This is a genomic window from Brevibacterium sp. CCUG 69071 (assembly GCF_021023135.1).
Taxonomy (GTDB): domain Bacteria; phylum Actinomycetota; class Actinomycetes; order Actinomycetales; family Brevibacteriaceae; genus Brevibacterium.
In genome coordinates this window covers 28,240-54,079 of sequence record NZ_PGFV01000007.1, presented here as the reverse complement: position 1 = coordinate 54,079, position 25,840 = coordinate 28,240, and the positions used below count along the sequence as shown (strand labels likewise).

The 25,840-nt window shown below is 66.2% G+C and carries 21 protein-coding genes; 14 read left to right on the top strand and 7 right to left on the bottom strand.

What is annotated here, in order from left to right; all coding sequences use genetic code 11:
- Window positions 1-132 precede the first annotated feature (132 nt).
- Window positions 133-696 carry a dihydrofolate reductase family protein gene (locus CV023_RS16395; protein WP_230747868.1) on the top strand — a complete coding sequence of 188 codons (564 nt, stop codon included), beginning with the start codon at window positions 133-135 and terminating at the stop codon, window positions 694-696.
- Window positions 697-699: 3 nt separating this feature from the next.
- Here the strand turns inward: CV023_RS16395 and CV023_RS16390 are convergent, their stop codons facing one another.
- Window positions 700-1,443 carry a GTP pyrophosphokinase gene (locus tag CV023_RS16390; RefSeq protein WP_230747867.1) on the bottom strand — a complete coding sequence of 248 codons (744 nt, stop codon included), beginning with the start codon at window positions 1,441-1,443 and terminating at the stop codon, window positions 700-702.
- Window positions 1,444-1,546: 103 nt separating this feature from the next.
- Between CV023_RS16390 and CV023_RS16385 the strand changes: the two genes are divergently transcribed.
- Window positions 1,547-1,810 (top strand): DUF2277 domain-containing protein, encoded by a 264-nt coding sequence (locus CV023_RS16385; protein ID WP_230747866.1) that lies wholly within the window; start codon window positions 1,547-1,549, stop codon window positions 1,808-1,810.
- Window positions 1,807-2,193: a DUF1304 domain-containing protein gene (locus tag CV023_RS16380; RefSeq protein WP_230747865.1), complete on the top strand. Its 387-nt coding sequence runs from the start codon at window positions 1,807-1,809 to the stop codon at window positions 2,191-2,193. Before CV023_RS16385 ends, CV023_RS16380 begins: the two co-directional genes overlap by 4 nt.
- Before the next feature lie 24 nt (window positions 2,194-2,217).
- Here the strand turns inward: CV023_RS16380 and CV023_RS16375 are convergent, their stop codons facing one another.
- Window positions 2,218-2,988 (bottom strand): IclR family transcriptional regulator, encoded by a 771-nt coding sequence (locus CV023_RS16375; protein WP_230747864.1) that lies wholly within the window; start codon window positions 2,986-2,988, stop codon window positions 2,218-2,220.
- Window positions 2,989-3,139: 151 nt separating this feature from the next.
- Between CV023_RS16375 and mdlC the strand changes: the two genes are divergently transcribed.
- The 4 genes from mdlC to CV023_RS16355 are packed head-to-tail and all read left to right on the top strand — an operon-like array spanning window position 3,140 to window position 8,688.
- On the top strand, window positions 3,140-4,735 hold the full coding sequence (gene mdlC, locus CV023_RS16370; protein ID WP_230747863.1) for a benzoylformate decarboxylase: 1,596 nt from the start codon (window positions 3,140-3,142) through the stop codon (window positions 4,733-4,735).
- An 8-nt stretch (window positions 4,736-4,743) separates the two neighbouring features.
- Window positions 4,744-6,207 carry a benzaldehyde dehydrogenase gene (locus CV023_RS16365; protein WP_230747861.1) on the top strand — a complete coding sequence of 488 codons (1,464 nt, stop codon included), beginning with the start codon at window positions 4,744-4,746 and terminating at the stop codon, window positions 6,205-6,207.
- Window positions 6,208-6,217: 10 nt separating this feature from the next.
- Window positions 6,218-7,507: an MFS transporter gene (locus tag CV023_RS16360; RefSeq protein ID WP_230747859.1), complete on the top strand. Its 1,290-nt coding sequence runs from the start codon at window positions 6,218-6,220 to the stop codon at window positions 7,505-7,507.
- A 23-nt stretch (window positions 7,508-7,530) separates the two neighbouring features.
- Complete coding sequence (locus tag CV023_RS16355; RefSeq protein ID WP_230747858.1) at window positions 7,531-8,688, top strand: PrpF domain-containing protein; 1,158 nt, start codon at window positions 7,531-7,533, stop codon at window positions 8,686-8,688.
- A 12-nt stretch (window positions 8,689-8,700) separates the two neighbouring features.
- On the opposite strand, the gene CV023_RS16350 is transcribed toward CV023_RS16355, so the two are convergent.
- Both CV023_RS16350 and CV023_RS16345 read right to left on the bottom strand, forming a co-directional pair.
- Window positions 8,701-11,586, bottom strand: a complete 2,886-nt coding sequence (locus CV023_RS16350; protein WP_230747854.1) for an ExeM/NucH family extracellular endonuclease — start codon at window positions 11,584-11,586, stop codon at window positions 8,701-8,703.
- A 260-nt stretch (window positions 11,587-11,846) separates the two neighbouring features.
- Window positions 11,847-15,299 carry a proline dehydrogenase family protein gene (locus CV023_RS16345; RefSeq protein WP_230747853.1) on the bottom strand — a complete coding sequence of 1,151 codons (3,453 nt, stop codon included), beginning with the start codon at window positions 15,297-15,299 and terminating at the stop codon, window positions 11,847-11,849.
- A 151-nt stretch (window positions 15,300-15,450) separates the two neighbouring features.
- On the opposite strand from CV023_RS16345, the gene CV023_RS16340 reads away from it, so the two are divergent.
- Together CV023_RS16340 and udk are read left to right on the top strand one after the other, a co-directional pair.
- Window positions 15,451-16,989 (top strand): FCD domain-containing protein, encoded by a 1,539-nt coding sequence (locus tag CV023_RS16340; protein ID WP_230747852.1) that lies wholly within the window; start codon window positions 15,451-15,453, stop codon window positions 16,987-16,989.
- Between the two features lie 85 nt (window positions 16,990-17,074).
- On the top strand, window positions 17,075-17,686 hold the full coding sequence (gene udk, locus CV023_RS16335; protein ID WP_230747850.1) for a uridine kinase: 612 nt from the start codon (window positions 17,075-17,077) through the stop codon (window positions 17,684-17,686).
- 78 nt (window positions 17,687-17,764) lie between these two features.
- On the opposite strand, the gene CV023_RS16330 is transcribed toward udk, so the two are convergent.
- On the bottom strand, window positions 17,765-18,961 hold the full coding sequence (locus CV023_RS16330) for an IS110 family transposase (protein ID WP_230747848.1): 1,197 nt from the start codon (window positions 18,959-18,961) through the stop codon (window positions 17,765-17,767).
- A gap of 265 nt (window positions 18,962-19,226) precedes the next feature.
- On the opposite strand from CV023_RS16330, the gene CV023_RS16325 reads away from it, so the two are divergent.
- The 5 genes from CV023_RS16325 to CV023_RS16305 all read left to right on the top strand — a co-directional run bounded on the left by CV023_RS16325 (window position 19,227) and on the right by CV023_RS16305 (window position 22,315).
- The gene (locus CV023_RS16325; RefSeq protein ID WP_230747846.1) at window positions 19,227-20,171 is read left to right on the top strand and encodes a DUF222 domain-containing protein; all 945 of its coding nucleotides are present in this window, start codon (window positions 19,227-19,229) and stop codon (window positions 20,169-20,171) included.
- Between the two features lie 9 nt (window positions 20,172-20,180).
- The gene (locus tag CV023_RS16320; protein ID WP_230747844.1) at window positions 20,181-20,729 is read left to right on the top strand and encodes an HNH endonuclease; all 549 of its coding nucleotides are present in this window, start codon (window positions 20,181-20,183) and stop codon (window positions 20,727-20,729) included.
- Between the two features lie 62 nt (window positions 20,730-20,791).
- The gene (locus CV023_RS16315) at window positions 20,792-21,319 is read left to right on the top strand and encodes a hypothetical protein (protein ID WP_230747842.1); all 528 of its coding nucleotides are present in this window, start codon (window positions 20,792-20,794) and stop codon (window positions 21,317-21,319) included.
- A 115-nt stretch (window positions 21,320-21,434) separates the two neighbouring features.
- A complete protein-coding gene (locus tag CV023_RS16310; protein ID WP_230747840.1) occupies window positions 21,435-21,767 on the top strand; it encodes a hypothetical protein in 333 nt (110 codons plus the stop codon).
- On the top strand, window positions 21,764-22,315 hold the full coding sequence (locus CV023_RS16305) for a hypothetical protein (RefSeq protein ID WP_230747838.1): 552 nt from the start codon (window positions 21,764-21,766) through the stop codon (window positions 22,313-22,315). Before CV023_RS16310 ends, CV023_RS16305 begins: the two co-directional genes overlap by 4 nt.
- Before the next feature lie 19 nt (window positions 22,316-22,334).
- Here CV023_RS16305 and CV023_RS16300 read toward each other — a convergent pair whose 3' ends face one another.
- The gene (locus CV023_RS16300) at window positions 22,335-24,290 is read right to left on the bottom strand and encodes an FAD-binding monooxygenase (RefSeq protein WP_230747836.1); all 1,956 of its coding nucleotides are present in this window, start codon (window positions 24,288-24,290) and stop codon (window positions 22,335-22,337) included.
- A 76-nt stretch (window positions 24,291-24,366) separates the two neighbouring features.
- Window positions 24,367-25,707, bottom strand: coding sequence for an MFS transporter (locus CV023_RS16295; RefSeq protein ID WP_230747835.1), 1,341 nt, complete (start codon window positions 25,705-25,707; stop codon window positions 24,367-24,369).
- Between the last annotated feature and the right edge of the window lie 133 nt (window positions 25,708-25,840).

Genomic DNA, 25,840 nt, shown 5'->3' with positions numbered 1-25,840 from the left:
CGCGCGGTCCATTCCGGCCGAATCGGTTCCCTCGCTCACAGCCCGGTGCGGCTGGGGCCTTGCGCATCGTGATGCGTGATGCTTAAATCATTGCAGTTGCAATCTGCAACCACTGAGGCTCAAGGGGGCGCGATGGCACGAGTCACATGGGGTTTCACGGCATCACTCGACGGATTCATCACCGGCCCGAACCACGACATGTCCTGGATGTCCGGCCTCGGATCGTTGGCCGAGGGAACCGTCGAGGACCTGGCCTCCCAGGTCGACGTCATCATCTCCGGCCGGCGTGGCTACGACGCCGCCAAGGCCCAGGCTGCCGACCGTGACGAACTCACCTCCGAAGCCTACGGGGGAGCGTGGTCGGGCACCGAGTTCATCCTCACCCACCGTCCCGAGGAATTGGCCGATGACACCTCCGTGACCGCCCTCAACTGCTCCATCGCCGAGGCGGTCGACCGTGCCCGGTCCATCGCCGGAGACCGGGACATCCAGATCATCAGTGCCGACATCGCCCGGCAGGCCCTCGAGGTCGACCTCATCGACGAGCTGCAGATCTTCGTCGTACCGGTCTTCCTCGGGGACGGGACACGGATCTTCGACGTCCCCGGCGGCAGACGCGTCGACTGGGAACTTACGGAAGTCGACGAGGCGAACACCGGCGCCTGGTTCCGTCGGTTCAGACCGACAACACACTAGGACTCAGCTCTCGCGAGCGCTCAGCTCCCACAGGATGCGCAGGGACTCGCCATCGAAGTCCTCATCGGACTGATCGTCGGGTTCACCGTCGTGGACTTCGGCATGGAGCTGCTCCATCCGACGATCGAGCTGGCTGGCCACCTCGGCGGTCTGCGTGAGCTCCTCGAGGAGCCGGTCGGGAACTTCGCCGGCGAACTTGTAGTTGATCTTGTGCTCGAGGCTCGCCCAGAAATCCATCGCGATGGTGCGGATCTGAACCTCGCAGATCACCGGCGTCGGACCCTGGCTGAGGAAGATCGGCACCTCGAGGATCGCGTGCAGGCTCTTGTAGCCGTTCGGCTTCGGCTGGGCGATGTAGTCCTTGATCTCCACGACCCGCACATCGTCCTGCGAGGTGAGCGTCTCAAGCACGTGATAGGTGTCGGCGATGAAGCTGCAGGTGATGCGGATTCCGGCGATGTCGGTGATCGACTGCCGGATGACGTCGATGTCGAGGGGCAGACCTCGCCGATTGACCTTCTCGAGCAGGCTCCGCGGCGACTTCACCCGTGAGGTGATGTGTTCGATCGGATTGTAGCTGTGCGTGTGCAGGGACTCTTCGCGCAGGATCGAGATCTTCGTCAGCAGCTCATCGATGACGAAGCGATGCTCCATGAGCAGACGTGAGAAGTCATTCCGCAGGGACCGGACGCTCGCCATCTGCTTCGGCGACAGGGGGAGGCCCTGAGGCTGCGGTTCGTCGGTCATGGTTCTCCAGGAGAGTGAGGCTGAGGGGTGCTCGGTCATTCTATCGACGGCCGCACCGCGCCACCCCCTACCTCATGTCAGGACCGCGGGGTACCGTTTGATCATGTGCAGGAACATCAGAACCCTTCATAATTTCGAACCCCAGGCCACCTCGGACGAAGTCAATGCCGCGGCATTGCAGTACGTGCGCAAGATCGCCGGAACGACGAAGCCGTCCCAGGCCAACCAGGAAGCCTTCGACACCGCCGTCGACGAGATCGCGCATGTTACTCAGCATCTGCTCGATGCCCTGGTGACGAACGCCCCGCCGAAGAACCGTGAGGTCGAAGCCGAGAAGCGACGTGCCAGATACGCGGCCCGCGCATGACGGTCGTCGGACTCATCCTCGCCGGCCTCGCCGCTGCCCTCCACGTATTCATCTTCTTCATGGAATCGATCGCGTGGACCAGCCCACGGGCGCGCGCCACCTTCGGAACCACCGCAGAGGAAGCCGAGGCCACGAAGTCGCTGGCCTTCAACCAGGGCTTCTACAACCTGTTCCTCGCCCTCGCGGCATTCATCGGCATCATCGTCTATGCGACGAGCTCGACCGCGGTCGGCCTCACCCTCGTGCTCACCGGCACCGGATCGATGCTCGCCGCCGCCCTCGTCCTGCTGCTCTCGAGTCGCGCGCTGCGCGCCTCGGCGATCAAACAGGGAACTCTGCCTCTCCTCGCTGTCGCCGCCCTTCTCATCGGGTTGGCTCTCTGATAACGGGGCGGGTCGTCGGCACTCTCAGACTACGGTGCGTCCCTGCGCCTCGAGATCGCGGGTGATCCCCGCCGAGGCGGTCCGCAGAGCCTGCATGATCGCCGGCACCCCGACGTGATGTTCGGAGTCGACGACGACCCCGAGGCCGGCGATCGTCAGCCCCGAACCGTCGAAGACGGGGACGGCGATGCCGGTCGTGCCGTCATCGATATGGCCGACGAGCTCCGCGAAATGATAGGTCCGAATCGTCGCGAGCATCCTGCGCAGCTCGGTCGGATCCGTCGTCGTCCGCTCCGTGATCGCCGCCAGCGGTCCTCGCAGATAGGCCTCCCGCACATGCTTCGGCGCATGGGCGAGCAGCACCAGCCCGCACGAGGACGCGTGCGCCGGCAGTCGCCCCGCGGTCTTCGAGCGGTGGATGACCGCACTCGGCTTCGACATCCGCTCGATGATGAGGACTTCGCGCTCACGAAGGATCCCCAGTTGCGTGTTCTCCCCGACGAAGTCGTGGACGGCCGTCATGTGCGGCCTGGCCACCGATGCGAGATCGACCGCGTCCGAAGCTCGGTTCGATAACTCCCACATTCCCACGCCGATGCGAATCCGACCGCTCGGGTCGCGCTGAAGCAGATCGTGGCGCGTCATATCGGAGATCAGCCGGTAGGCCGTGGACTTCGGCAGCTGCGCCCGGTCGGCGATCTCCTCGGTGCTCAGGCTCGGATGCTCGGGATCGAACGAGCCGAGCACACGCACCAGCCGATCGATCATCGAATCGCCCGATTGAGAGTTCGCCATGGCCGCAATCGTAGCCGCCGACACTGAGATTTCTCAATCAATGGATCACCGATGGCACACCGTGTTCCCGATCACTATTCTTTCGAGAAGGCGTGGCCACCACGTGCAAGATCAGTGCCGGAAACGGTCGACCTCAAAGAAGCGGGAGCCAATGACAGCGATCTCCGTCCGTCGGGCGGTCCACGAACTCATGGCCTTCCACGGCATGACGACGATGTTCGGCAACCCCGGCTCCAACGAACTCCCGTTCCTCAGGGATCTGCCCGCCCGCTACATCCTCGGCCTGGGCGAATCCACGGTCGTCGCCATGGCCGACGGCTATTCGCAGATCACCGACCGGCCGACCCTGATCAACCTCCACGCCGCCTCTGGGACAGGCAACGGCCTCGGCGCGCTGACGAACTCGACGATCTCGCGCTCGAAGCTCGTCATCACCGCGGGCCAGCAGATCCGCGACATGGTCGGGCCCGAGGTCATGCTCGCCAACGTCGAAGCCACGGCCCTGGCCAAACCGCTCGTCCACCAATCGCTCGAACCGCTGTCCGCCGCCGACGTCCCTCGTGCCTTCTCCCAATCGGTCTTCGCCGCCGAGCACGGGCCCGTCTACCTCTCCGTGCCCTACGACGACTGGGACGTCGAGGTGCCCGCGAGCCTGATCGACCAACTCTCCCGAACCGTGCGGCCGGCACAGAGAGTCGACCTCGAGATCATCACCGAACTCACCGAGAAGCTGCGCACCGCGCAATCACCCGTCCTCGTGCTCGGCCCCGACGTCGACGACGAACGCGCCTGGGACTTCTCGATCGCCCTCGCCGAGGCGTATGACCTCCCGGTCTGGGCGGCACCGTCCCTGCCCCGCCTGCCGTTTCCCAACCAGCACCCGAACTTCCGCGGCGTCCTGCCCGCCGGCATCGCCCCGATCGGCGAGATCCTCGGTGCCCACGACCTCGCCCTCGTCATCGGCGCACCGGTCTTCCGCTACCACCAGTGGCAGCCCGGCGAATATCTGCCGCCGAGCACCGAACTCATCCAGATCGGTGAGGACACCGCCGCCGCGGCCCGTGCTCCCTTCGGCGATGCGCTCATCGCCGACCCCGTCGAGACGATCATCGCCCTGGCCGCTGGCCTGAACCCCGCCCCACGCGAGGCCCACACGCAGATCGAACCCCCGACCGCCTCGGCGACGGAGGGCTTCCTCCACCCGGAGGAGGTCTTCGCGAGCCTGCGGGAGACCATGCCCGCCGACACACGCTTCGTCGTCGAATCGACCTCGACGAACGCCGCCTTCTGGTCGCAGATGGACCTCCGCCACCCCGGCTCCTACTTCTTCCCGGCCTCGGGCGGCCTCGGCTGGGGACTGCCCGCCTCGCTGGGCGTGGCCCTGGCCGACCCGGACCGTCCGGTCCTCGCCATCATCGGCGACGGCTCCGCCCACTACTCGATCTCTGCGCTGCGCACCGCAGTGGAGGAGAACATCGGCGTGGTCATCGTGCTGCTGCGCAACGGCACCTACGGTGCCCTCGACTGGTTCGCCGGAATGCTCGGCGTGGACAAGGCACCCGGACTCGACCTCGGCGAGGTCGACTTCGTCTCGATCGCCCGCGGCTACGGAATGTCCGCCGAGCATGCGGACTCGCGAGAGGAACTGGAGCGACTGCTCGCCGAGGCGGCCGAGCGTGCCCGCGACCGCGGAGAGCCGATGCTCATCGAGATCAGCACCGAGAAGACCCGACCCGAGAAGAAGTAGGAATCATCATGAGTGAGCACAGTTTCCTCGGCACCGATTGGCACGAGTTGATCTTCACCGGCGACTGGACCGCCGGCGAAGGCGAATCCTATGAGGTGATCGAACCCGCCACAGGGAACGTCCTCGGCAGGCTCGGAGCCGCGAGCGCCGACGACGTCAACGCCGCCGCCACCCGAGCCGCCGCAGCCCAGAAAGCCTGGGTGAAGCAGACCCCGGCCGAGCGTGCCGCGGTGCTGCGCCGGGCCGGAGCCCTGTGGGCCGAACACGCCGAGGAGATCTCGGACTGGATCGTCCGCGAATCCGGTGCCATCCCCGCCAAGGCCGGCCTCGAAGTCAGCAGCGCCGAAGCGATCTGCTTTGAATCCTCCGCCCTGCCCAGCCACCCCAAGGGGCAGGTGCTGACCTCGAACGAACCCCGCTGGTCCTTCTCCCGCCGCGTGCCCGCCGGCGTGGTCTCCGTCATCGCCCCGTTCAACTTCCCGCTCATCCTCTCCATCCGCTCGGTCGCCCCCGCGCTGGCCCTGGGCAACGCGGTCCTGCTCAAACCCGACCCACGCACCGCGGTCTGCGGCGGAGTGGCGCTGGCGAAGATCTTCGCCGAGGCGGGACTGCCCGAAGGACTCCTCCAGGTCCTGCCCGGCGGCCGGGACGCCGGCGAAGCCGTCGTCGCCGCTCCCGAAGTCTCGGTCATCTCCTTCACCGGATCGACCGCAGCGGGCCGCAAGGTCGGAGAGGCCGCCGGACGGCTGCTCAAACGCTGCCACCTCGAACTCGGTGGAAACAACGCACTCGTCGTCCTGCCCGGGGCCGAGGTCGGTCCGGCCACCTCGGCGGGGGCCTTCGGATCCTGGATGCATCAGGGTCAGATCTGCATGACCACCGGCCGTCACCTCGTCCACGAATCGATCTACGAGGAGTATGTCGACCAGTTGGCCGAGCGTGCCCGGAACCTGCCGGTCGGGAACCCCGCCGCCGAGGAGGTCGCGTTGGGTCCGATCATCGATGAGACCCAGCGCACCCGCGTCCGTGACATCATCGACAAGGCAGCCGCCGACGGGGCACGCGTCGTCGCCGGGGGAGTGGGCGAGGGAGCATTCGTACCGCCCACCGTGCTCGCCGATCTCAGCCCCTCGAACCCTGCCTGGACTCAGGAGATCTTCGGACCTGTCGCCCCGGTGAGCCGATTCTCGAGCCTCGAAGAAGCCGCGGAACTCGTCAACGCCAGCGAATACGGGCTGTCCCTGGGCATCCTCGGCGATGTCGGCATGGCCCTCGAACTCGCCGACCTCATCGACACCGGCAAGGTCCACATCAACGAACAGACCGTCTCCGATGAGGCGAACGTGCCCTTCGGGGGCATGAAGGACTCGGGCAACGGCTCTCGCTTCGGCGGGGCCGAGGCGAACATCGAGGCCTTCACCGAGACCCAATGGATCACGATGCGCTCGACGATCGCACCGTACCCCTTCTGAGGAGACACCCATGTCCGCTTCCACCGCCGCACGCGCGGCCACCACCCGCTGGCCTGCCGTACTCTGCTGGCTCGCCGTCGCCCTCGAAGGCTTCGACCTCGTCGTCCTCGGGGCGGTGATCCCCGAACTCATCGCCACCGGCGCCATCGGATTCACCCCTGAAGCCGCCACGCTCGTGGCGACGATGAGCCTCGTCGGCGTCGGCCTCGGCGCGGCCGCCGTCGGACCGGTCGTCGACCGCTTCGGGCGGCGCTGGTCGATCATCATCTGCGTGCTCGTCTTCAGCATCTTCACCCTGCTTGTGGCCTTCACCCCGAACGTCGCACTGTTCACGATCTTCCGCTTCATCGCCGGCCTCGCCCTCGGCGCTGTCATGCCCAGCTGCCTGGCCTACATCAGCGAGTACAACAAGTCCGGCAAGACCGGCAAGGCGACGACGCTGACGATGACCGGCTACCACGCAGGTGCCGTGGCGATCTCCCTGCTCGCGGTCTTCTACTCCCACAACTGGCACCTGCTCTTCGCCGCCGGAGGCATCGCCGGCCTGCTCATGGTTCCCCTGCTGTGGTGGAAGCTCCCCGAATCCCAGGCCTTCCTCGACGCGCAGGCCGCGAAGGCCGCCGGGCAGGCCGAGATCGGTGCCCCGGCGAATGCCGAGGCCGGGGCCGTGGATGCGGTCACGAACACCGAAGTCGCCGAGAAGACCGGGTTGGCCGGCCTCTTCGTCGGCCGCTTCGCACTCGTGACCATCGGCGTCTGGGCGGCGAGCTTCATGGGCCTGCTGCTGGTCTACGGACTCAACACCTGGCTGCCGAAGATTATGGCCGATGCCGGGTACGAGGTCTCCGACTCTCTCGTCATGCTCTTCGTCCTCAACGTCGGGGCCGTGGTCGGGCTCATCATCGCCGGTTGGCTGGCGGACAAGCACGGGACGAAGCCGATCGTGCTCATGTGGTTCATCCTCGCCGCCGTGTTCCTCGCCGCGCTCTCGATTCCGATGACCAGCCAGGTCCTGCTCAACATCGCCGTGTTCATCACCGGAGTCTTCGTGTTCTCCGCCCAGGTCCTCGTCTATGCCTTCGTCTCCGCGATCTACCCCGCTCAGGTCCGCGGTTCGGCACTCGGCATGGCCTCTGCGGTCGGCCGCCTCGGCGCGATCCTCGGCCCCTTCATCACCGGCACCCTGGTCACCGCCGGCATCGCCTACCCGTGGGGCTTCTACCTCTTCGCAGTCGTCGCCGTGCTCGGCTTCGCAGCGATGGCGATCGTGCCGAAGGCGGTCAGCGCCGCCGGACGGTGAACTCCGCTCGCTAGGGCGGGATCATGACTCGCTGGATCGACGCCGCCTTCGTGCGCGGCGGGACAAGCAAAGGCCTCTTCTTCCGTGCCGACGCGCTGCCGCCGCTCGGCGACGATGGGGACACGTCCGCGAGGGACTCCGTCTTCAGCTCGGCGATGGGGTCACCGGACTCCTTCGCTCGTCAGCTCGACGGAATGGGCGGCGGCATCTCCTCCCTGTCGAAGGTGATGGTGGTGTCCGCCTCGGCGCGGGAGGGCGTGGACCTCGACTACACCTTCGGGCAGGTCGCCGTCGCCGAGGCGGTCGTCGACTACTCGGGCAACTGCGGAAATCTGTCCTCGGGTGTCGTTCCCTTCGCGTTGGAGGCGGGATTGCTCTCGGCCTCCGACGGCTGGCACGTGTTCCGGCTGTTCAATACGAACACAGGCAAGCTCGTCGACGTGGGGCTGACCGTCATCGACGGGCGCGCGGCCGTCGAGGGGGACTTCGAACTGCCCGGAGTCAGCGGGCGAGGTGCACCGATCGAACTCATCTACCCCGACCCTGCCGGCAGCCGAACCGGTGCGCTGCTGCCGACGGCAGCGGCGCGCGATGACTTCGACGTGGACGGACAGAGATTCGAAGCTTCACTCGTCGATGCGACCCTGCCGCTGGTCATCGTGCCGTCGACATTGGTCTCGCTCAAGGACACGGAATCTCCGGAGGCCATCGACGCGAATGCCCATTCGCTGCGCCACATCGAGGAACTGCGGCGTAAGGCCGCCGTGCGCATGGGGCTGTGCGAGACCCCGGAGACGGCGCCGCAGGTCGTGCCCAAAGTCGCGGTCGTCAGCCAACCGCAGTCGAGCGCGCTGCTCGACGGCACCGAGCTTCCCGCCGGCGACGTCCACCTGCTCGTCCGCGTCATCTCGATGGGGCAGGCACACAGAGCGGTGCCGGGAACCGCGGCGATGTGCCTGGCCGCGGCGGCGCTCATACCGAGCGACGATTCGTACGTGCGGGCCATCATCACACGGAACAACCCGGACTGGACCGGCCCCGAGGTGCGCCTGGGGACTCCCTCGGGCGTGGTCACCGCCTCGGCCGTCTGGGACTCGTCGCAGAAGACAGCGACGGCGACCTCCCTGTTCCGCACCGCGCGGGTGCTCATGCAGGGAAAGGTCGCCGTCGAGGCCCGGTAGCCGGCCTGCTGGTCAGCTCAGGCGGCGTCGGCGCACGATGAGGACGACGGTCGCGCCAATCGCGATGAGGCCTGCAGCGATCGCCATCATGATCGTCAGATCGGTGCCCGTCCGGGGCAGATCTCCTCCGGCCTCACTGTCCGAGGAGCCGTCGCTCGATGCAGACGATCCGTCGGACGAGGACGAGCCGCTGTCAGCGTTGCTGCCGCTGGAATCTCCACCGTCGGAGCCAGCACTGTCAGCATCGGAGCCGCTGCCGGCCGAGCTGCTGCCGGAATCCCCAACATCGGCATCGGCTTCGACGCCATCAGCGTCGTCCGAGCCCGCGGAATCCGCGGACCCCTCGGCCCCGTCAGCGTCATCCGAGCCGCCAGCGTTCTCCGAACCTTCGTCGTCTCCGCCGTCCGAGTCGTCGTCGAAGAGTCCGACGACCACCGGGTCATGATCCGAGGCCCGGAACTGATCCGGAGCGTAGAGATCGGCGACGTTGTAGTTGAAACGGCTGTACTCGAGAGCGAGGGACTCCACCGAGTTGATGTTCCACACATCGGCACCCGTGATCGCGTCGAACGCGCTCGTCGGCAGGTCTGCCTCGGCGCCGGTCGCCTGACTCCGGCCGCCGGAGGTGTCGAGGGCGAGCACATGGTCGAGGCTGCCGGTCCGACTCTGATACACATAGGTCGACTTCTCGGTCTTCTCCGCGGCGACATCCTTGAACCCGGCCTCGTAGAAGACCTGCATCGGGTCCTCCTGCGTGTACGAGTTGAAGTCGCCGAGCATGAAGACATAGTCGCTGTCCGCGGCCTTCTGCTGCTCGCCGGCGAACTTCACGAGGGACTTCGCCTGCTTGACGCGGTCGGCGTTCGAGGCGCCCTGACCGTCGCCGTTGTCCTCATTGCCCGGACCTTCGCCCGATCCCTTGGACTTGAAGTGGTTCGACAGGGTGACGAAGGTCTTCTCCTCCTCGACCTCACCGGCCTCATCCTTCGGAGCGAAGGCCTGTGACAGAGGTTCGCGCGCATTCGAGAACGCGTCCTCATCGTCAAGGATCGTCGAGTCCTCCTGCGGGGCCACCTCGGCGGGCTGGTAGATCAGCGCGCCTTGGATGACGTCCTCATCGGCAGGCACCTCGGCGGGCGAGGGCACGAAGTCCCACTTCTCGGACCCGGCCGCCTGGTTGAGTCGCTCGACCAGGGTGGCCAGGGCGGCATCGCGGTCCTCGTCGAAGGCCGCCGAGTTCTCGATCTCCATGAGGGAGACGACGGAGGTGTCGAGCTTGTTGATCGCCGTGACGATCTTCGTCTCCTGACGTTTGAGGCTCTCCGCGTTCGCCGCGCCGCGGGCATCGCAGCCGCCGCGGACGGTGATGTGGTTGCCCTCGCGATCGTCGTAGTACTGGCAGCCCTCGAGCTGATCACCGGTGGTGGTGAAGTAGTTGAGGACGTTGAAGCTGGCGAGGCTGACCTGCCCGCCGATCTCCTCGGGAGCCTCGGTGCGGGTGTCGGAGAAGCTCGCCGGCTGGATCGCCTCGGCGTTCTCACCGGTCAGGCGGGTGGTCGGCTGGAACCGCCACTTCTCATGATCGAACCCGAGCACGACCGGTGAGGTGATGGTCGCGGTGGCACCGACCCGCACGGGCTCATCCTTGGAGACGTAGGGGAGGGGAACGTCCTTGTCGTCGTTGAGGAAGTTCACGGTCGCACCGTCGTCGAGGACGACCTCACGCTCGAGGTTTTCGGCCTCGATGGCCTTAGCCTCCTCGGTGCCGGGGCGAGCGACATCGGTAGCCTGCGGCAGCGTGCCCTCGCCGGGAGCCAGGACCACCTCGCCGTAGGTGTTCGTGTTGTAGTTGTCGGCCACGGTCAGCTCGCCGCCGGGCTGCAGGAGCATGCCTTCGAGGGCTTCCCGCTCGGCAGCATCGGTGGGGAACTCATCCTCGACGGGCTTGACCGCCTCGGCGGGTTCACTGAGGACCTCGAAGTTCTTCGCACTCACCGACATCTGAGTCTGGCCGTAGCGCTCGGACACGGTGCCGGTGACCTCGACGTGATCGTCGATGTTCACCTCGTCGACGGTGTCGGGGGAGTAGACGAAGACGCCGTCCGAGGCGCCTGGGGTCTCATCCTCCGCACCGCCGGTGCCCGGGGTCTGGATGTAGTAGCCGTTCAGCCCGCCCTCGGGATAGGCGGCGGTGATGACGCCGCGGGTGCGGACGCTCTCACCCTGCAGCGGGCTCTCCGCGCCGGTTCCCTGGATCTCGGCGATCGGGGTGACATCGTCCGGGGTGTCACCGTCGTTGTCATCATCGTCGCCGTCATCGCCGGGAAGCGCATTTGGGGTCGGTGCCTGGGACTTCCAGACTCCGTTGATGAGCTGGATCGACTGACCCGTCGAGGCGGTGGTTCCGGTGGGTTCGGCCTCCTGACCGACGACAGGCTCGGGGGTGTGCTTCCCTTTTGTCCCCGTGACACCCTTGCCGCCGACCGTTCCGCCGATCTGCTCGAAGTCGACGAGGCTGTCCTCGGAGTCGATCGCGTAGGCGCTGGATCCGTAGTCCCCGTCGGCGGCATTGCCGGACTTCACGGAATTCGTGATCGGCACCTCGACAGCCAGCGCCCCGGAGTCGCCGACGGTAGTGTTCTCCGGCAGAGTCGTCGTGTTCTCTTCGGCCTGCACGCTGCCGCCGCGGGTGACCGAACCGATCGTCCACCCGGAGACGTCGGTGCCGGGGTCGGCGGCGATCTCGATGAAGTCGGTATCGAGGGTGTAGGCGATCTCGCTGATCCGGACGGCGTCTGCGGCATCCGAGATGGTGGCGGCCGTCGCCGGTGCGGCGAGACCGAGAGCGGTCACGAGGCTGAGGGCGGCGGCCGAGGAGAGGGTGGGCGTGACTTTCATGAAGGCCTTTCGAAAGGTCCGATTCGGGCACACGCATCGAGCGCACCCAGGCAAGAACGCAATCCACCCTAGCCTCGCGAGCGACGGCCACGGCGGCGAAGATGTGAACACGTTGTGAACACTCGAGCAGTCCGCTGTGCGATGCAGATGTGACCGAGCTTACACGTCACCCCGGACACGCCCCCAAACACCTGGCGGCGGCCCAGCACCCTTGCGCAAGGTTGCTGGGCCGCCGCCAGGTAGCAGTGGGAGGGGAAGCCTCAGGACCTGAGGCGGGCCGCTAGGTCGTGGAAGTCGCGGCTGGGGTTGCCGAAGCGGTGCAGAGTCATCGACACCGCCTGCTCCTGCACGTAGTAGCGCAGCTCGACCCGACCCGAGGAGGTCACCGGCTCATCGATGACCGCGACCTCGGGACGCTTCGCGGCGACCGCCAGCAGCTCCGGTTCCTGCTCCCCGAGCACGCGGATGCGGGCGCCGACGGTGTCGTCGTAGCTGCCCCCGGCGACCATCTCGGCGAAGGTCTCGGCGGACTCGGTGCGGGCGGCCACACCGGCGTTCGTCACGGCGATCTTCACCTCGGCGGGCACATCCTCGGCGACGGAGAGCTGCACCGTCGATCCTGCGGTCCGTGCGGCATGCAGCGAACGTTCGAGGTCGAAGAGGCTCGCAGCCGAAGTCACGCGCAGAGTCACCGGACGCGGACGGTAGCGGAAGATGTTCGCCTCCGAGCGCAGACCGGTGTGGTCCTTGGCCGCGCCGAATTCGCGCTCGAGCCAGCGCCGATCATCGGCCTGCGCGGCCTCGAGGCTCTGGGCCTGCTCACCAGAGACGCCCGGCAGGGAAGCCGGATCATCGGAGTAGTGGCCGAAGAGCATGAGGTAGTTCGGTCCGCCGGCCTTCGAGCCCAGACCGACCGAGGACTGCTTCCAACCTCCGAAGGACTGCCGACGCACGATCGCTCCGGTGATGCCGCGGTTGACGTAGGCGTTGCCGACCTGGACCCGGTCGAGCCAGGTCTCGACCTCGTCGGGGTCGAGGGAGTGGATGCCGCCGGTCAGACCGAAGTCCACGGCGTTCTGGAACTCGATCGCCTCATCGAGATCATCAGCATGCATGAGCCCGAGGACGGGTCCGAAGACCTCGGTGAGGTGGAAGAACGAACCGGGCTTGACCCCGTCCTTGATGCCCGGGCTCCACAGGCGTCCGGTGTCGTCGAGCTGCTTGGGCTCGAGCAGCCAGGACTCGCCGGGCTCCAGGCTGGTCAGGGCTCGGCGCAGCTTGTCCGAGGGATCCTCGGTCAGCGGCCCCATCGTGGCAGAGAGGTTGGCCGGCCAGTCCACGACCATCGAGGCGGCGGCATCGATGAGCTGACGACGGTAGCGCTCGGAGTCGTAGGTGGAGCCGACCATGATGCCCAGGGATGCCGCAGAGCACTTCTGCCCGGCGTGGCCGAAGGCCGAGTGGACGAGGTCGGCCACGGCCAGGTCGCGGTCGGCCGCGGGGGTGATGACCAGCGCGTTCTTTCCCGAGGTCTCCGCATTGACGTGGAGTTCGGGGCGGAAGGACTTGAACAGGGTCGCAGTCTCCGAAGCGCCGGTGAGGATGACGCGGTCGACATCGGGATGGGAGACCAGGTGCTGGCCGAGTTCCCGTTCGATCGGTGCGCACAGCTGCAGCACCTCGCGGGGGACGCCGGCTTCCCAGAGGCAGTCGATGATGAGTGCCGAGCAGTACGGTGTCGGCTTCGACGGCTTGTGGATCACGGCCGAACCGGCCGCCAGCGCGGCCACCGTTCCGCCCGTCGGGATGGCGATGGGGAAGTTCCACGGGGGAGTGATGACGACCATCTCGTCGGGTGTGAACGTGGCTCCCTCGAGGTTCTCGAGTTCGAGGGAGTTGAGCGCGTAGTAGCGGATGAAGTCGATGGCCTCGGAGACCTCGGGATCCGACTGGGAGGGCATCTTGCCGACCTCGGCGGCCTCGACGGCGATGAACTCGCCGCGGCGGGCCGCGAAGATGTCGGCGGCCCGGTGGAGGATCTCGGCGCGGCCGGCGGCACCGAGTGCGCGCCAGTCCTTGGCTGCGGCGCGACCCGCGGCGATCATCCCATCGAGCTGCGCGGTCGATTCGATCGTCGGCGTCTGCGGGCGGTCATCGAGGTATCCGGGGGCGGTCGCCTCGGCGATGATCTTCCGCACCCAGGCTTGGTTGGCCGGCAGCGACGGATCGGTGTCGGGTTCGTTGCGGAACTCGGTGGGCACGACGGTCTCGGCCGCGGCAGATGAGGAATCAGCCTCGGCGGCCCGGTCCTGCTTCCGGTTCGGCCGCGGTGCACTTTCCCCGTCCTCGGCGAGGATGCCCTCGAGCTGGTGCACGGCGGCGGTGAAGCGATCGGCTTCGCGCGTGAAGACCTCATTGCCGTTGGCGAGGTCGAAGATGCCGGACATGAAGTTCTCCGAAGCGGAGTTCTCCTCGAGGCGGCGCACGAGGTAGGAGATCGCGACGTCGAACTCCTTCGGATGGACGGCGGGAACGTAGAGCAGGAGGTCCCCGACGTCCTCGGTCACGGCGGCGGCCTGCTCGCTGGCCATGCCCTGCAGCATCTCGAACTCGACCCGGTCGGTCACGGCCCGGTCGACGGAGAGGTGGTGGGCGAAGGCGATGTCGAAGAGATTGTGGCCGGCCACGCCGATGCGCAGGCCCTTCATCCGCTCAGGGGTGAACAGCCAGTGCAGCACGCGCTTGTAGTTGGCATCCGTCGACTGCTTCGAGTCGCAGGTCGTGGCGGGCCAGCCGGCGATCTCGGCATGAACGGTCTCGAGGGCGAGGTTCGCGCCCTTGACGAGGCGGACCTTGAGCCCGACTCCGCCGTTCTCGACCCGGCGGGCGGCGAATTCGCTCAGCCGCTGGATCGCCCCGAGCGCATCGGGCTGGTAGGCCTGAATGACGATGCCGGCCTCGAGGTCAGCGAACTCCGGTTCGGAGAGCAGGCGCGTGAACACCGCGATCGTAAGCTCGAGGTCCTGGTACTCCTCCATGTCGAGGTTGACGAACTTCGCCCCGGTCGGGGCCTTCGCAGCTTGGCTGTAGAGGGGGCGGAGGCGCTCGACGACGTAGTCGACGGTCTCGTCGAAGGCCCACATCGAGATCTGCGAAGCGACCGAGGAGACCTTGACGGAGACATAGTCGACGTCCTCGCGGGCGAGCAGACGGTGGGTCTCCTCGAGGTGGTGGTCGGCCTCCCCGTCACCGAGCACGGCCTCACCGAGGAGATTGATGTTGAGGCGGTGACCGTCGGCGGTCAGCGTCGACACGGCCTTGCCGAACTGCTTGTCGCGGGCGTCGACGACCATGTGCCCGACCATCTGGCGCAGTCGGGTGCGGGCGGCGGGCACGACGACCTGCGGGGCGATCTTCGCCAGGGCAGCGCCGGTCTTGATCTGCGCCCGGTCGAGGGCGGACATGGTCTCGGGTGCGAGCTTGCCGACCTCCGCCAGGGCATCGGCGGCGGCGTGCACGTCATCGGTGCGCACGACGCGGTCGACGAAGCCGACCGTGAAGTCGAGGCCGTTGGGATCCGAGAGGACCGCGGAGAGGCGTTCCGCGGCGGGGTTCTTCGCCCCGCTCATCGTCGTCGCCACGCGCAGCCAGCGGCGGACCGTGTCGATCGAGCGGGTGGTCAGCTGGTCGAGGTCGGTGTCGGTGTGCAGCACGTGCTCGTTCCCCTTCGGTAGGTCGGACCGCAGCGTCGTCGTCGAACCGCCGCGGAATTCGTTCCCCTCAGTATGCGCCGCAGGTTTTCGGCGGTGAAGAGTCGATGTTCCCGGCGAAGACACCATGAGTCAGAAGTAATAGAATTGAGTGATGTATTCGACAGAGACGAGGCGTGCGGCGGTGGCCGCGGCGGGTGAGTCGTCCATCGCCGAGGCGGCCGTCGACTTCGGTGTGTCCGCGTCGAGTCTGCGGCGCTGGGTGGGCAGGAACGACCTGGCCGATCGTCCCCGCAACGGACGTCCGCCGATCCAGTCCACGGCCGATCAAGTGATCGAAGCGCTCGTGGGCACGGCGGGTGCGCGCATCTCCGGAAGCGACTACTCGACCCGGGCGCTCGCCGAGGCGACGGGGCTGAGTCAGAGCATCGTCTCGCGGGCCGTGCGGGGGATGACTGTCCCCACCGCCGAGGTGGCCGGAGGTGACGAGGTCACGGTCGTGGCCGCCGGCTTCCCGCTCATCGTCGTCGGGTTCCGGACGGCCGACGGCGGTGCGGAGTCGGCCTCACGGCAGGCGGTCCCGCCTCGGCGCATCCAACGTCGCATCGCCGGTGTGGTTGCGGCGCTGCGCTCCGCAGGAGTCCGGAACTGGCCCCAGCGCTTCGGCAGCGAGCACCGGCAGGCGGATCCGGGCGAACTGCTCGCACTTCTCCATGACACTTCGGCCGGGACAGGCGCCCGCACGCGCTTCCTCGTCTTCGACCCCCTGTCCGAGGTGCCCTCCACGGTGAGCTCCGTCGAGGTGCATCGGGACTTCGCCGAGTTCACTTCCGCGTTGCGAGCCGATCTGGCTTCCTGCCGGGACATCCCGGGCTCGCTGCTCGACCTGCTCGCCGCGCGCGTCCGCCACGGTCTCGAAGGGGTCATGTGGCGGTCGACGTCGCAGGGTGAGAGTCCGAGAAGTTCCAATACTTCTGACTCAATGGAGATCTCGTCCTGGCTTCCGAAGGAGACCCGCTCGATCACCGAGCACCTCGCGATCGCGCTGCGCGAGGAGATCATCGACTCCGGCTACCAGCCCGGGGACAGGATCAACCCCCGGCTGCTCTCGGCCCGGATGCAGGTCCCACGCGCCTCTGTGGACGCGGCCCTGCGCCGGATGGTCGATGACAAACTCCTCGACGGCTCCCGCGGCGGTGCCCGGATCCCGCTCATCACCACCGTCGACGTCCTCGATCTCTATGCCGCGCGCATGGCCGTGGGCGAAGTCGTGCTGCGGTCTCTGGCCCTGCGGCCGAAGCGCTATCTCGTCTCCGTCGGGATCGCTCTGCGACAGGTCGAAGCCTCGGCCGCGACGAAGAGCGGCATCGACGTCGAGGATGCCGACCTCCACTTCCAGCAGGAGCTCGCACGCGCCTCCGGGCTGCGCGAGTCCGCACGGACCTTCGAATCCCTGACCCTGCGTCTGCGTCTGTTCATCTCCGTCCTCCAACTCGACTACTCCCCGGCCAGCGACCGCATCCTCAGCGATGATCGAGCGATGTTCGCCGCCCTGAGCCGCGGGGACGCCCGAGCCGCCATCGAACCGTGGCGGGCGAAGGTCGACAATGCGGTCCGGCACATGTCCGGATTGCTCGGACGGCGTCGTTTCGACCAGGAGCTGTGGACCCAGCTGACCCGACGCCTCGACTGAGTGTCGACGGTCACGGGGGACCGCCTCGGCGCGGGTGGGTGGTATAGATTTGAGGGAGGTCGACGCCGAGAAGGAAGAACGAACAGTGGAGACATTGGTTGTGGGAGTGGCCGGCGGAACCGGCAGCGGGAAGACGACGCTGACCCAGGCGCTGCTCGACAAATGCGCAGGGCCGCCCTCGGTGCTGTTCCACGACAACTACTACCGCAGGCGCGACGAGCTGACCTATGAGGAGCGGGAGAAGGTCAACTACGACGACCTCGACGCCTTCGACAACGACCTGTTCGTCGATCATCTCACGGCGCTGCGGGCCTCCGAGCCCGTCGACAGCCCGGTCTACGACTTCTCGATCCACAACCGCAGCGACGAGACGACCCTCGTCGAACCGGCGCCGGTGATCATCGTCGAAGGCATCCTCATCTTCGCCGAACCGCGGATCTGCGATCTGCTCGACATCAAGCTCTTCGTCGACACCGATGCCGATGTCCGGCTGCTGCGGCGGATCAAGCGCGATGTCGTCGAACGAGGTCGGACCCTGCAGTCGGTGGAAGACCAGTATCTGGGCACGGTCAAGCCGATGCACGAACTCTACGTCGAACCCTCGAAGCGCAATGCGGACCTCATCATCCCTGATGGCGGGCACAATATCGTCGCCATGGACATGATCCTCAACCGGATCCAACGGGGTGTGAGCTAGGCCGACTCTCTTTGTCGGAAGCCTTGTGACGGGCCTCGTGTCAGGCCGGTGAGAATCTCGTGATGCTCCTATAGGTTGTCAAGCCGCTTGAAGGAGAAATTCTCGATAGGCCAAGGCAAATTCGTCATCGCGGGATTTCCCACGCTCGATGGTTGAGACCTTCATCGGCCAGATGCCGAAATGTTGGGCCACGAGTTGCAGGGTGATCTTCTTTGATTGTCGTAAGGGCCGCAGATCATCGACAGCAGGAACAGCGGGTGGCCTGGTGATCAGGGTGAATATCTCGTTCGCGACGTAGCGTTTGAGACATCGCATGATTTCTTTCGTGTTCTTGCCCTGGGCTTCTCGTTTCGCTTTGTAGGCCCGGGTTCGCGGGTCCCAATTTAGTCTGTTCTTGACGATGTCGTACAAGGCTGAGTTGGCTTGCCTGTCCCCGCCTTTGTTCAATCGGTGTCGACTGGTCTTACCAGATGACGCCTGCAATGGGCTGGTCCCGCACAGTGCCGCGAATGCTTCTTTCGACGTGATCCGTTCGGGATTCTCGCCCACGGTGTTGAGTAGTCTGGCCGCTGTGATGGAACCAACGCCCTTCGTTGCTCGTAGGGCTGGAGCTATTGCGGTGGTCTGGTCATCGAGGCGGGATTGTGCTTCGTCGATCTCGTCGGTGAGGAATTCGATCCTCAACGCCAGGCGGCGCAGCACTATACCGAGGTCGTCCTCGCCAGAGGGGTGTATTCGTGCCAGAGCAGGGACCAGTTCAGTGTCACTGTAGCGCGCATATGTCTCCCGGAGCTGAGCTGGGGCGGTGGTGAGGAAGTTCTTGATCTGGCAAATCGCAGCTGTGCGGGCCTTCAGCGCGGAGGCTCGGGCTTTCAATGTCATGCGGAGTCCATCGATGGCTCCACCGAGGAGTTTGGGTATCGGGAGGTCATCGAGGTCAGCGGCGACGGTTTTTGCCGCTGCGTAGGCATCGATGGGGTCGGATTTCCCGCCGCGGCGGGTTTGTCGGTTGGGGCGGATGACTTCCTTGACGAGTACCTCCTGGGATCGCAGATACGCGGTGATGCCTGCGCCGTACGAAGCGGTTCCCTCGATGCCGACTGCGAGGAGGGTGCCGAAGGACAGGATGAAGGTCAGGAGGGCTTGGTAGCCGGTGCTGGTGGTGGGAAACTCTTTGTCGCCGAGCTTCTTGCCGACTTCGTTGATGATGCCGACGTGGTTCGTGTTCTGGTGGGTGTCGATGCCGACGTACACATTCGCCTGTGTTGGTGTCATGATGGTGACTGCCTCTTCCCTTGGATTGGGTGGGGTAAGGGCCAGTCGGTCGGGCAGACAGGACGTAGACGAGACTTCGGTGCTACGGAGTCACGCTCCTATGAGGTCATGTCCCCACCGGCTGGTTCCTTCGATGGACGACGAGGACCCCGGTGGACAGATCACGAAAAAGACATCACTGAGAGGGTCAGTCAGGGGCTGAGTCACACCGGGAAACTCGTCCCTATCATTCTCTACGTCAGGGGCGAGTCGTAGTCTGTTGAGCATGGACACCGATGTCGATGCGGAACCCGATCTGCTGACTGAGCTGGCTCGGTTCTCAGACATGCTCCGTCACGCCGAGGTGGGGTGGACGGAGGCGGGGACGCTCGCACGGATCGCGGCGCTCGAAGAGCTGAAGGCGACAGTGGTCGCGGCCCAGGCCCGGGAATCCGTCGCTTTCGCCGAGCTTCGCCGAGCCAGGGATCGGGCGAACCAGATTCCCGAACGCGACTGCGGCGTCCGCTCCGGTGAGGAGATCGGACTCGCGAAGAAGGTCTCACCGGCCGCCGGGCGGAAGTTCCTGACCACGGCCCGGGCGGTCGTGACCGACATGCCCAACACGCTCAAGGCGCTGAACTCGGGCGAGATCTCCGAGGACAAGGCCCGCATCATGGTCGAGGAGACCGCGGTACTCGAGCCCGAAGACCGTCGGAAGGTCGACACCCGTATGCGCGGCAGCCTCGGGCCGGCCGGGCTGCGCAGTCTGCGCGCTGAGGCACGGGCACTGGCCGAGGAGATGGACGCCCGGTCCGCCGCCGAGCGAGCCGAGAAGGCCGCGGCGAATCGGCGGGTGACGATGACCCCGATCGCCGACGGCATGGGACGAGTCTCCGCGATCCTGCCTCTGCCGCAGGCCGTCGCCGTCTTCGAAGGGCTGACTGCCGCGGCCGAGGCCGTGATCGCCGCCGGCGGGGCCAATGGGCGGGGCCGACGGCAGGTGCTCGCCGATGCCTTCGTCGAACGGCTGACCGGGCAGGACTCTGCCCAGGCTGTGCCCGCCAAGGTGCATATCGTCATGGAAGCCGAATCTCTGCTCGCCGACGGACTCGTTCCTGCCTGGCTGCCCGGGTTCGGACCGCTCCCGGCGAAGACGGCTCGGAACTTCCTCGCCGCCACCGAGGCGAAGGTGCTCATCCGACGCCTCTTCACCAGGGCCGCCGACGGGTAGCTGGTGGGAATGGAAGCGCGCGGACGCGCCTTCACCGGGCAGCTGCGACAGATGGTGGTCTTCCGCGACGATGTCTGCCGGACACCCTGGTGCGATGCCCCGATCCGGCACGCCGATCACGCGGACCCTCACGCGGCGGGCGGAGACACCTCGTGGGAGAACGGCTCGGGACTGTGCGCGGCCTGCAACTACACAAAAGAGCACCCCGGCTGGAAACACGAGGCCACTGCCGAAGGACTGAGCGTCACCACGCCGAGCGGAAGCACCTATGAGACTGTGTCTCCGCCGTTGATGAAGCGCATGCGCTACCCCCGGGCCGAGGGAGGTTCACGGGCATCGCCGAGAGAGGACGATTGGCGACTGCAGCTGGCCGGACTGCTTGAACCGTCCAGGGCTGAACCGGACGAATCGCCTCCGGAGACAGAGGTCGAGCTCCCGTACCTGCCGCTGACCTCCGCCGAGGCCAGGGACTGGGAGGAACAGGTCGCCGTATCGGCGGAGGCTGTGGACAGTGCGATCGAAGCGTGCCTGCGCCAAGCCCTTGCCGAGGTCGGATGAGGTGTCGAGTCTGACACATCGCTGATACCGGCGGGGCAGCCGCGCGGCGAAGAATTCTTCGTATGGACACGAAGAGAGCTCTGTCGGCAGAGCATCGACGGTTGAGACTGCTCGCGCAGGTGCTGCCACTGGTGACGGTCGCCGCGTGGATCATCACGATCTTCGTGCCCGTGCTCGACAGTCGCACGTCCACGGGACCCGGAATCGTCATCACCTCTTTGGGGGATGCGGACAGCGGGGGCAGGGTCACTGAGAATCCCGGATTCGCGGCCCTGTGGCTCATCATCCTCGCGATCGCCGCTCTGGCGTGGGTCTTCCGCGCCCCGAAGTGGTGGTCCGGGGTGGCTATCATCGTTGCCGCGCTGCTGCTCATCTGTCTGATGTATCTGGTCGTCGAACCACCGTTTCTCATGTGGGACGGGCAGACTCCGGGCGGTCGGCCCACGGGAGGCATGGAGGTTGCCTATCCGGGGCCGGGCTTCATCTTCTGGATCTTGGGAGTCGGAGCACTCGGAACGGCCGGCTTCTGCGGCCTCATCGCCGAAGACCGGGAAGCCGCAGCCTCGCGGTGTGTGAAGACAGGGACATGACCCGGCTGCTGCCGTTGGTGACGGCGTCCGGGTCGGCATCGTCATCACCTCGCTCGGCGGGAACGTCCTCGACCTCGAGTCGGCCCGACCGGCGTTCCTGCACATCTGGATCGGGGTGCTCACGGCCGCGGTAACCGTGTGGCTGGTCCGGTCGCTCGTCATCTGGTCCGCGGCCGTCACCGCGCTCGGAGCCCTCGCCCTCATCCGTCTGATCACGATGATCGGCGATCCGCCGAGGATCATGTGGGACGGCGCCGCCGATGACGGCAGTCGGGCTTCCGCCGAGGTCGTCGCTGTGCCCGCTCCCGGTGCTCTGCTGTGGACCGCAGGCAGCCTCTGCCTGATCGCGGCCGGCATCTGCGGTCTTGTCGAACAGCGCCGGCGGAATCGCCGGCGGCACAACTGGCACAACCGGCTATCGGTCGACGGCAGTGGAGATCAGCCGTGAGCACAGTCGACCAACGTAAGGCCCGAAGCCGACACAAGCTCCTGCTGGCGGCCAGACTCCTGCCGTTGGCAACGGTCGTCGCGTGGATCATCACGATCGTCGTTCCCATCATCGACAGCAACACCAGTGACGGCGGCAACGAGGAAGGTCCGAGCCTCACCATCACCTCCCTGGGACACTCACCGGTGCTGCTGGAATACCTCGATCATGAGGCCATCAGCATCTGGATCGGCATCCTCACCCTGGCGATCCTGCCCTGGTTGGTGGGCGCTTCGAAGTGGTGGTCGGCTGCTGCAGTCCTGTTCGGTGCCGCCCTCCTGTGGATGCTGAGCTCGTATCTCATCACGCCGCCGATCATGATGTGGGACGGTCAGACCGAGGACGGAACGCCGACGGGCGGCATGGAGGTCGGCCGCCCGGCACCCGGCTTTGCTGTGTACGCCATCGGAGCTCTCGCCCTCACGGCAGCGGGCATCTGCGGGTGGATCTCTTCGTCTGGGAGTACGGCAGCGCTGCGACACAGAGGTGCCCTCGACCCGGACGTCTGACCGGACCGAGGGCAGAAGCTCACTGCTCGGGTAAGAACACTCCGTCGAAGAAGCGGCCGATCTCTTCGTGTGCGTCCAGAGGGAAGACGCCCGAGACGTACTGGTCCGGACGGACCACGACGACCGCTCCGTCGCGGCTGATGCCGCGGGCTTCGAAGATGTCCTCCTCGTCAAGCGTCGCGTAGATCTTCTCCACATACTCGAGTCCGAACTCTCCCACGTGCGGGCGGAAGGCCGTCGGCACATCGGGGAAGGAGAACTCGGTGTGGCCCTGCTGGTAGATGACGCTGAGTTCGAGAAGGCTGTCGAGATCCTCGCCCTCACGGCGGAACTTCACCAGAGGGGAAGCCGGATCGGACTCGAGCCAGGCAGCGAGGGCCGCGACCTTCGACGGCGTCGCGTCCGTCTCGTCCGCAGCGCCCGCCGTGTCCGCACCGTCGGCGTCTGTCCCGGCGAGCGTCGGTGCCGCGGCATCGGCGAAGACATAGACCCGCCAGCGGCCGTCGGCGCGCGCCTCATGCCCGAGGTGGATGAAGTTGCCATCGCAATTGCGCTGAACCCTGGCCGATTTGAATCGCTTGCCCACCGGGAATCCGGTCGACAGCTCCTGGTGTTCGGTCGACGTGGTGATCATCGACTCGGCGTACTCGGTCATGAACCCGGCGGGGAATTCGGCGGTCTTGACGTAGAAGTCTTCGAGATAGCTCGCATCCGGCAGCTCCTCCTGCGGAGTCGCCATCAGCGTCGACCATTCCTTGTCGAAGTCGATGAGGTTCTTCGCCGCCACCTGCCGTTCGGCAGAATAGGTGCGCAGCAGCTCCTGCGAGGAGCGGCCGGAGAGTACCTGCCCGAGCTTCCACGCAATGTTGAAGCCGTCCTGCATCGAGACGTTCATGCCCTGACCGGCCTTGGCCGAGTGCGTGTGGCAGGCGTCGCCGGTGATGAACACCCGCGGGGAGGGTGCACCGGGAGTCGTGTCGTCGGCGTCGTCGAAGGCATCGGTGAGTCGGTGGCCGACCTCGTAGACGCTGTGCCAGGCGACGTTCTTCACGTCGAGGCTGTAGGGCGTGATGATCGCGTTGGCCTTGGCGATGATGTCGTCGATGCTCGTCTGGCGCACTTTGCGCTGATCGCCCTCCGGCACCTCGCCGAGGTCGACGTACATGCGGAAGAGATGCCCGCCCTCGCGGGGGATGTGGAGGATGTTGCCGTGCTTAGAGGAGATGGCGCACTTCGTGCGGATATCGGGGAAGTCCGAGTTCGCGAGCACGTCCATGACCCCCCAGGCGTGGTTGGCCTGATCGCCGGTCATCGTGCGGCCGATCGATCTGCGCACACCGGAACGGGCACCGTCGCAGCCGACGACGTAGCCCGCGCGGATGGTGCGCTCCTCACCTGCACGCTCACCTGAGGTGTAACGGACGGTGACAGCAACGGGATGCTCTGAGCCGGAGTCCCTGTCGACTGCAAGGTCGACGAACTCGATGCCGTAGTCGGGAGTGATGCGGCCGGGGGACTGCTTCGCGAACTGGGCGAAGTAGTCGAGGACCCGAGCCTGGTTGACGATAAGGTGCGGGAATTCGCTGATGCCGGCTTCGTCGTCCTTCGGCCGCCCCGTGCGGATGATGTGCTCGGGGTTCTCCGGGTCGGGATTCCAGAAGGACATGTCGACGATGTGGTATCCCTCGCGCATGATCTCCTCGGCGAAGCCGAACGCCTGGAAGGTCTCCACCGAGCGGGCCTGAATGCCGTCGGCCTGACCGATGACCAGGCGTGAATCGCGCTTCTCGATGAGGCGGGTGTTCACCTCCGGGTACTGGGACAGCTGTGCCGCCGCGATCATGCCCGCAGGGCCGCTGCCGACGATGAGGACATCGACCTCATCGGGCAGCTCCTCAGGACGATCGATTCCGCAGCCTGCCGCTGCTTCGATCCGCGGGTCCGCGGACACATAGCCGTGCTGGTGAAAATGCATGTCAACCTCCGGTCCATCACACGTCTTCGTGACTTCTCAATACTAACAGTTCATATACGATCTGGTGTTGCTCGGCTCATCTGGTGTGATGTCCGACAAGGGGGCTGACGGACTGCTCCTCCTCGTGGTCGGGTCCCAGCGGGATGCCGGAGCGATCCTTGAGGCACAGGGTCGCGACCAGAGCGATCAGCGTCATCAGCGCCAGATAGGCGGCCACCGAGGTGGTCGTGCCGGTCGCGGACACGAGCGCCTTCGCGATGGTCGGGGCGAAGGCCCCGCCGAGGATCGATCCGATCGCATACGAGACCGAGACTCCGGAGAAGCGCACGCTGGAGGGGAAGAGCTCGGCGTACATCGCCGGCTGCTGGCCGTAGGTGAAGCCGAGGCCGACGCTGAGGACGACCAGTGCGGTGAAGAGCAGCCAGATGCTGCCGGTGTTGACCAGCGGGAAGAGGGAGAAGATGCCGATGAGCAGCAGGGCCCACCCGAGCAGATAGGTGTTCTTCCGGCCGATCCTGTCCGAGACTGCTCCGGCGACGATCGTGAAGATCAGCCAGGAGACTGCCGAGGCGGACACCGCCCAGAGGACGGGGCCGCGGTCGAGTCCGATCGGTCCGGTGGGGTCGGTGGCATAGTTCTGGATGTAGCCGCCGGTGGTCATGTAGCCGGCGGCGTTGTTGCCGACGAAGACGAGGGAGGCGAGGATGACGAGCAGCCAGTGGTTCCGGAAGAGCTTGCCCAGTGGATTGCTGACCTGCTCCTTGCGCTCGGCGATCTCATGGAAGACGGGCGATTCCTCGACTCCGCGGCGGATCCAGTAGCCGACCGCGACGAGGAGGATCGAGAGGAAGAACGGCACGCGCCAGCCCCATTCGAGGAAGGCGTCGCCCGGTGCGATCGCGGTCATCAGGGCGAGGACGCCCGAGGACAGGATGAGCCCGATGGACACGCCGATCTGCGGGTAGGACCCGCGCAGTCCGCGGCGTCTCGGTTCGGCGTGCTCGACGGCGAGGAGGACCGCGCCACCCCATTCGCCGCCGGCCGAGATGCCCTGGATGATGCGCAGGACGATGAGGAGGATCGGGGCGGCGATGCCGATCGAATCGAAGGTCGGCAGGAAGCCGATCAGCGCCGTGGCGGCGCCCATCGCGATGAGGGTGATGATGAGGATGACGCGGCGCCCGAGTTTGTCCCCGAAATGTCCGGCGAGGAACGCTCCCAGAGGGCGGAACAGGAAGCTGATGCCGACCGTGGCGAAGGCGACCATGGTCGACATCGTCGGTCCCAGTGGGCCGAAGAACAGCTGGTTGAAGATCAGTCCGGAGGCTGCCGCGTAGAGGAAGTAGTCGTACCACTCGATGCTGGTCCCCACGACGGTTGCGAAGGCCACTCGGCCCTGGGTGTGCGGTCTGCTCATCATGACTCCTCTGTCGCAATTCGGCGTGTGTCCGAGTCCTGCCGTCACCGTCAACTCGGCTCCGAGGATGTGACGCGGACTACTTGTCCTCCGGAACCGTATCATATACGATCTGAGTGAAGTTCAACCGAAA

What these genes read in the sequence shown, in the direction of transcription:
- CV023_RS16395 (WP_230747868.1), top strand. Translation starts at nt 133, where the DNA reads ATGGCACGAGTCACATGGGGTTTCACGGCATCACTCGACGGATTCATC.
- CV023_RS16390 (WP_230747867.1), bottom strand. Translation starts at nt 1,443, where the DNA reads ATGACCGACGAACCGCAGCCTCAGGGCCTCCCCCTGTCGCCGAAGCAG.
- CV023_RS16385 (WP_230747866.1), top strand. Translation starts at nt 1,547, where the DNA reads ATGTGCAGGAACATCAGAACCCTTCATAATTTCGAACCCCAGGCCACC.
- CV023_RS16380 (WP_230747865.1), top strand. Translation starts at nt 1,807, where the DNA reads ATGACGGTCGTCGGACTCATCCTCGCCGGCCTCGCCGCTGCCCTCCAC.
- CV023_RS16375 (WP_230747864.1), bottom strand. Translation starts at nt 2,988, where the DNA reads ATGGCGAACTCTCAATCGGGCGATTCGATGATCGATCGGCTGGTGCGT.
- mdlC (WP_230747863.1), top strand. Translation starts at nt 3,140, where the DNA reads ATGACAGCGATCTCCGTCCGTCGGGCGGTCCACGAACTCATGGCCTTC.
- CV023_RS16365 (WP_230747861.1), top strand. Translation starts at nt 4,744, where the DNA reads ATGAGTGAGCACAGTTTCCTCGGCACCGATTGGCACGAGTTGATCTTC.
- CV023_RS16360 (WP_230747859.1), top strand. Translation starts at nt 6,218, where the DNA reads ATGTCCGCTTCCACCGCCGCACGCGCGGCCACCACCCGCTGGCCTGCC.
- CV023_RS16355 (WP_230747858.1), top strand. Translation starts at nt 7,531, where the DNA reads ATGACTCGCTGGATCGACGCCGCCTTCGTGCGCGGCGGGACAAGCAAA.
- CV023_RS16350 (WP_230747854.1), bottom strand. Translation starts at nt 11,586, where the DNA reads ATGAAAGTCACGCCCACCCTCTCCTCGGCCGCCGCCCTCAGCCTCGTG.
- CV023_RS16340 (WP_230747852.1), top strand. Translation starts at nt 15,451, where the DNA reads ATGTATTCGACAGAGACGAGGCGTGCGGCGGTGGCCGCGGCGGGTGAG.
- CV023_RS16330 (WP_230747848.1), bottom strand. Translation starts at nt 18,961, where the DNA reads ATGACACCAACACAGGCGAATGTGTACGTCGGCATCGACACCCACCAG.
- CV023_RS16325 (WP_230747846.1), top strand. Translation starts at nt 19,227, where the DNA reads ATGGACACCGATGTCGATGCGGAACCCGATCTGCTGACTGAGCTGGCT.
- CV023_RS16320 (WP_230747844.1), top strand. Translation starts at nt 20,181, where the DNA reads ATGGAAGCGCGCGGACGCGCCTTCACCGGGCAGCTGCGACAGATGGTG.
- CV023_RS16315 (WP_230747842.1), top strand. Translation starts at nt 20,792, where the DNA reads ATGGACACGAAGAGAGCTCTGTCGGCAGAGCATCGACGGTTGAGACTG.
- CV023_RS16300 (WP_230747836.1), bottom strand. Translation starts at nt 24,290, where the DNA reads ATGCATTTTCACCAGCACGGCTATGTGTCCGCGGACCCGCGGATCGAA.
- CV023_RS16295 (WP_230747835.1), bottom strand. Translation starts at nt 25,707, where the DNA reads ATGAGCAGACCGCACACCCAGGGCCGAGTGGCCTTCGCAACCGTCGTG.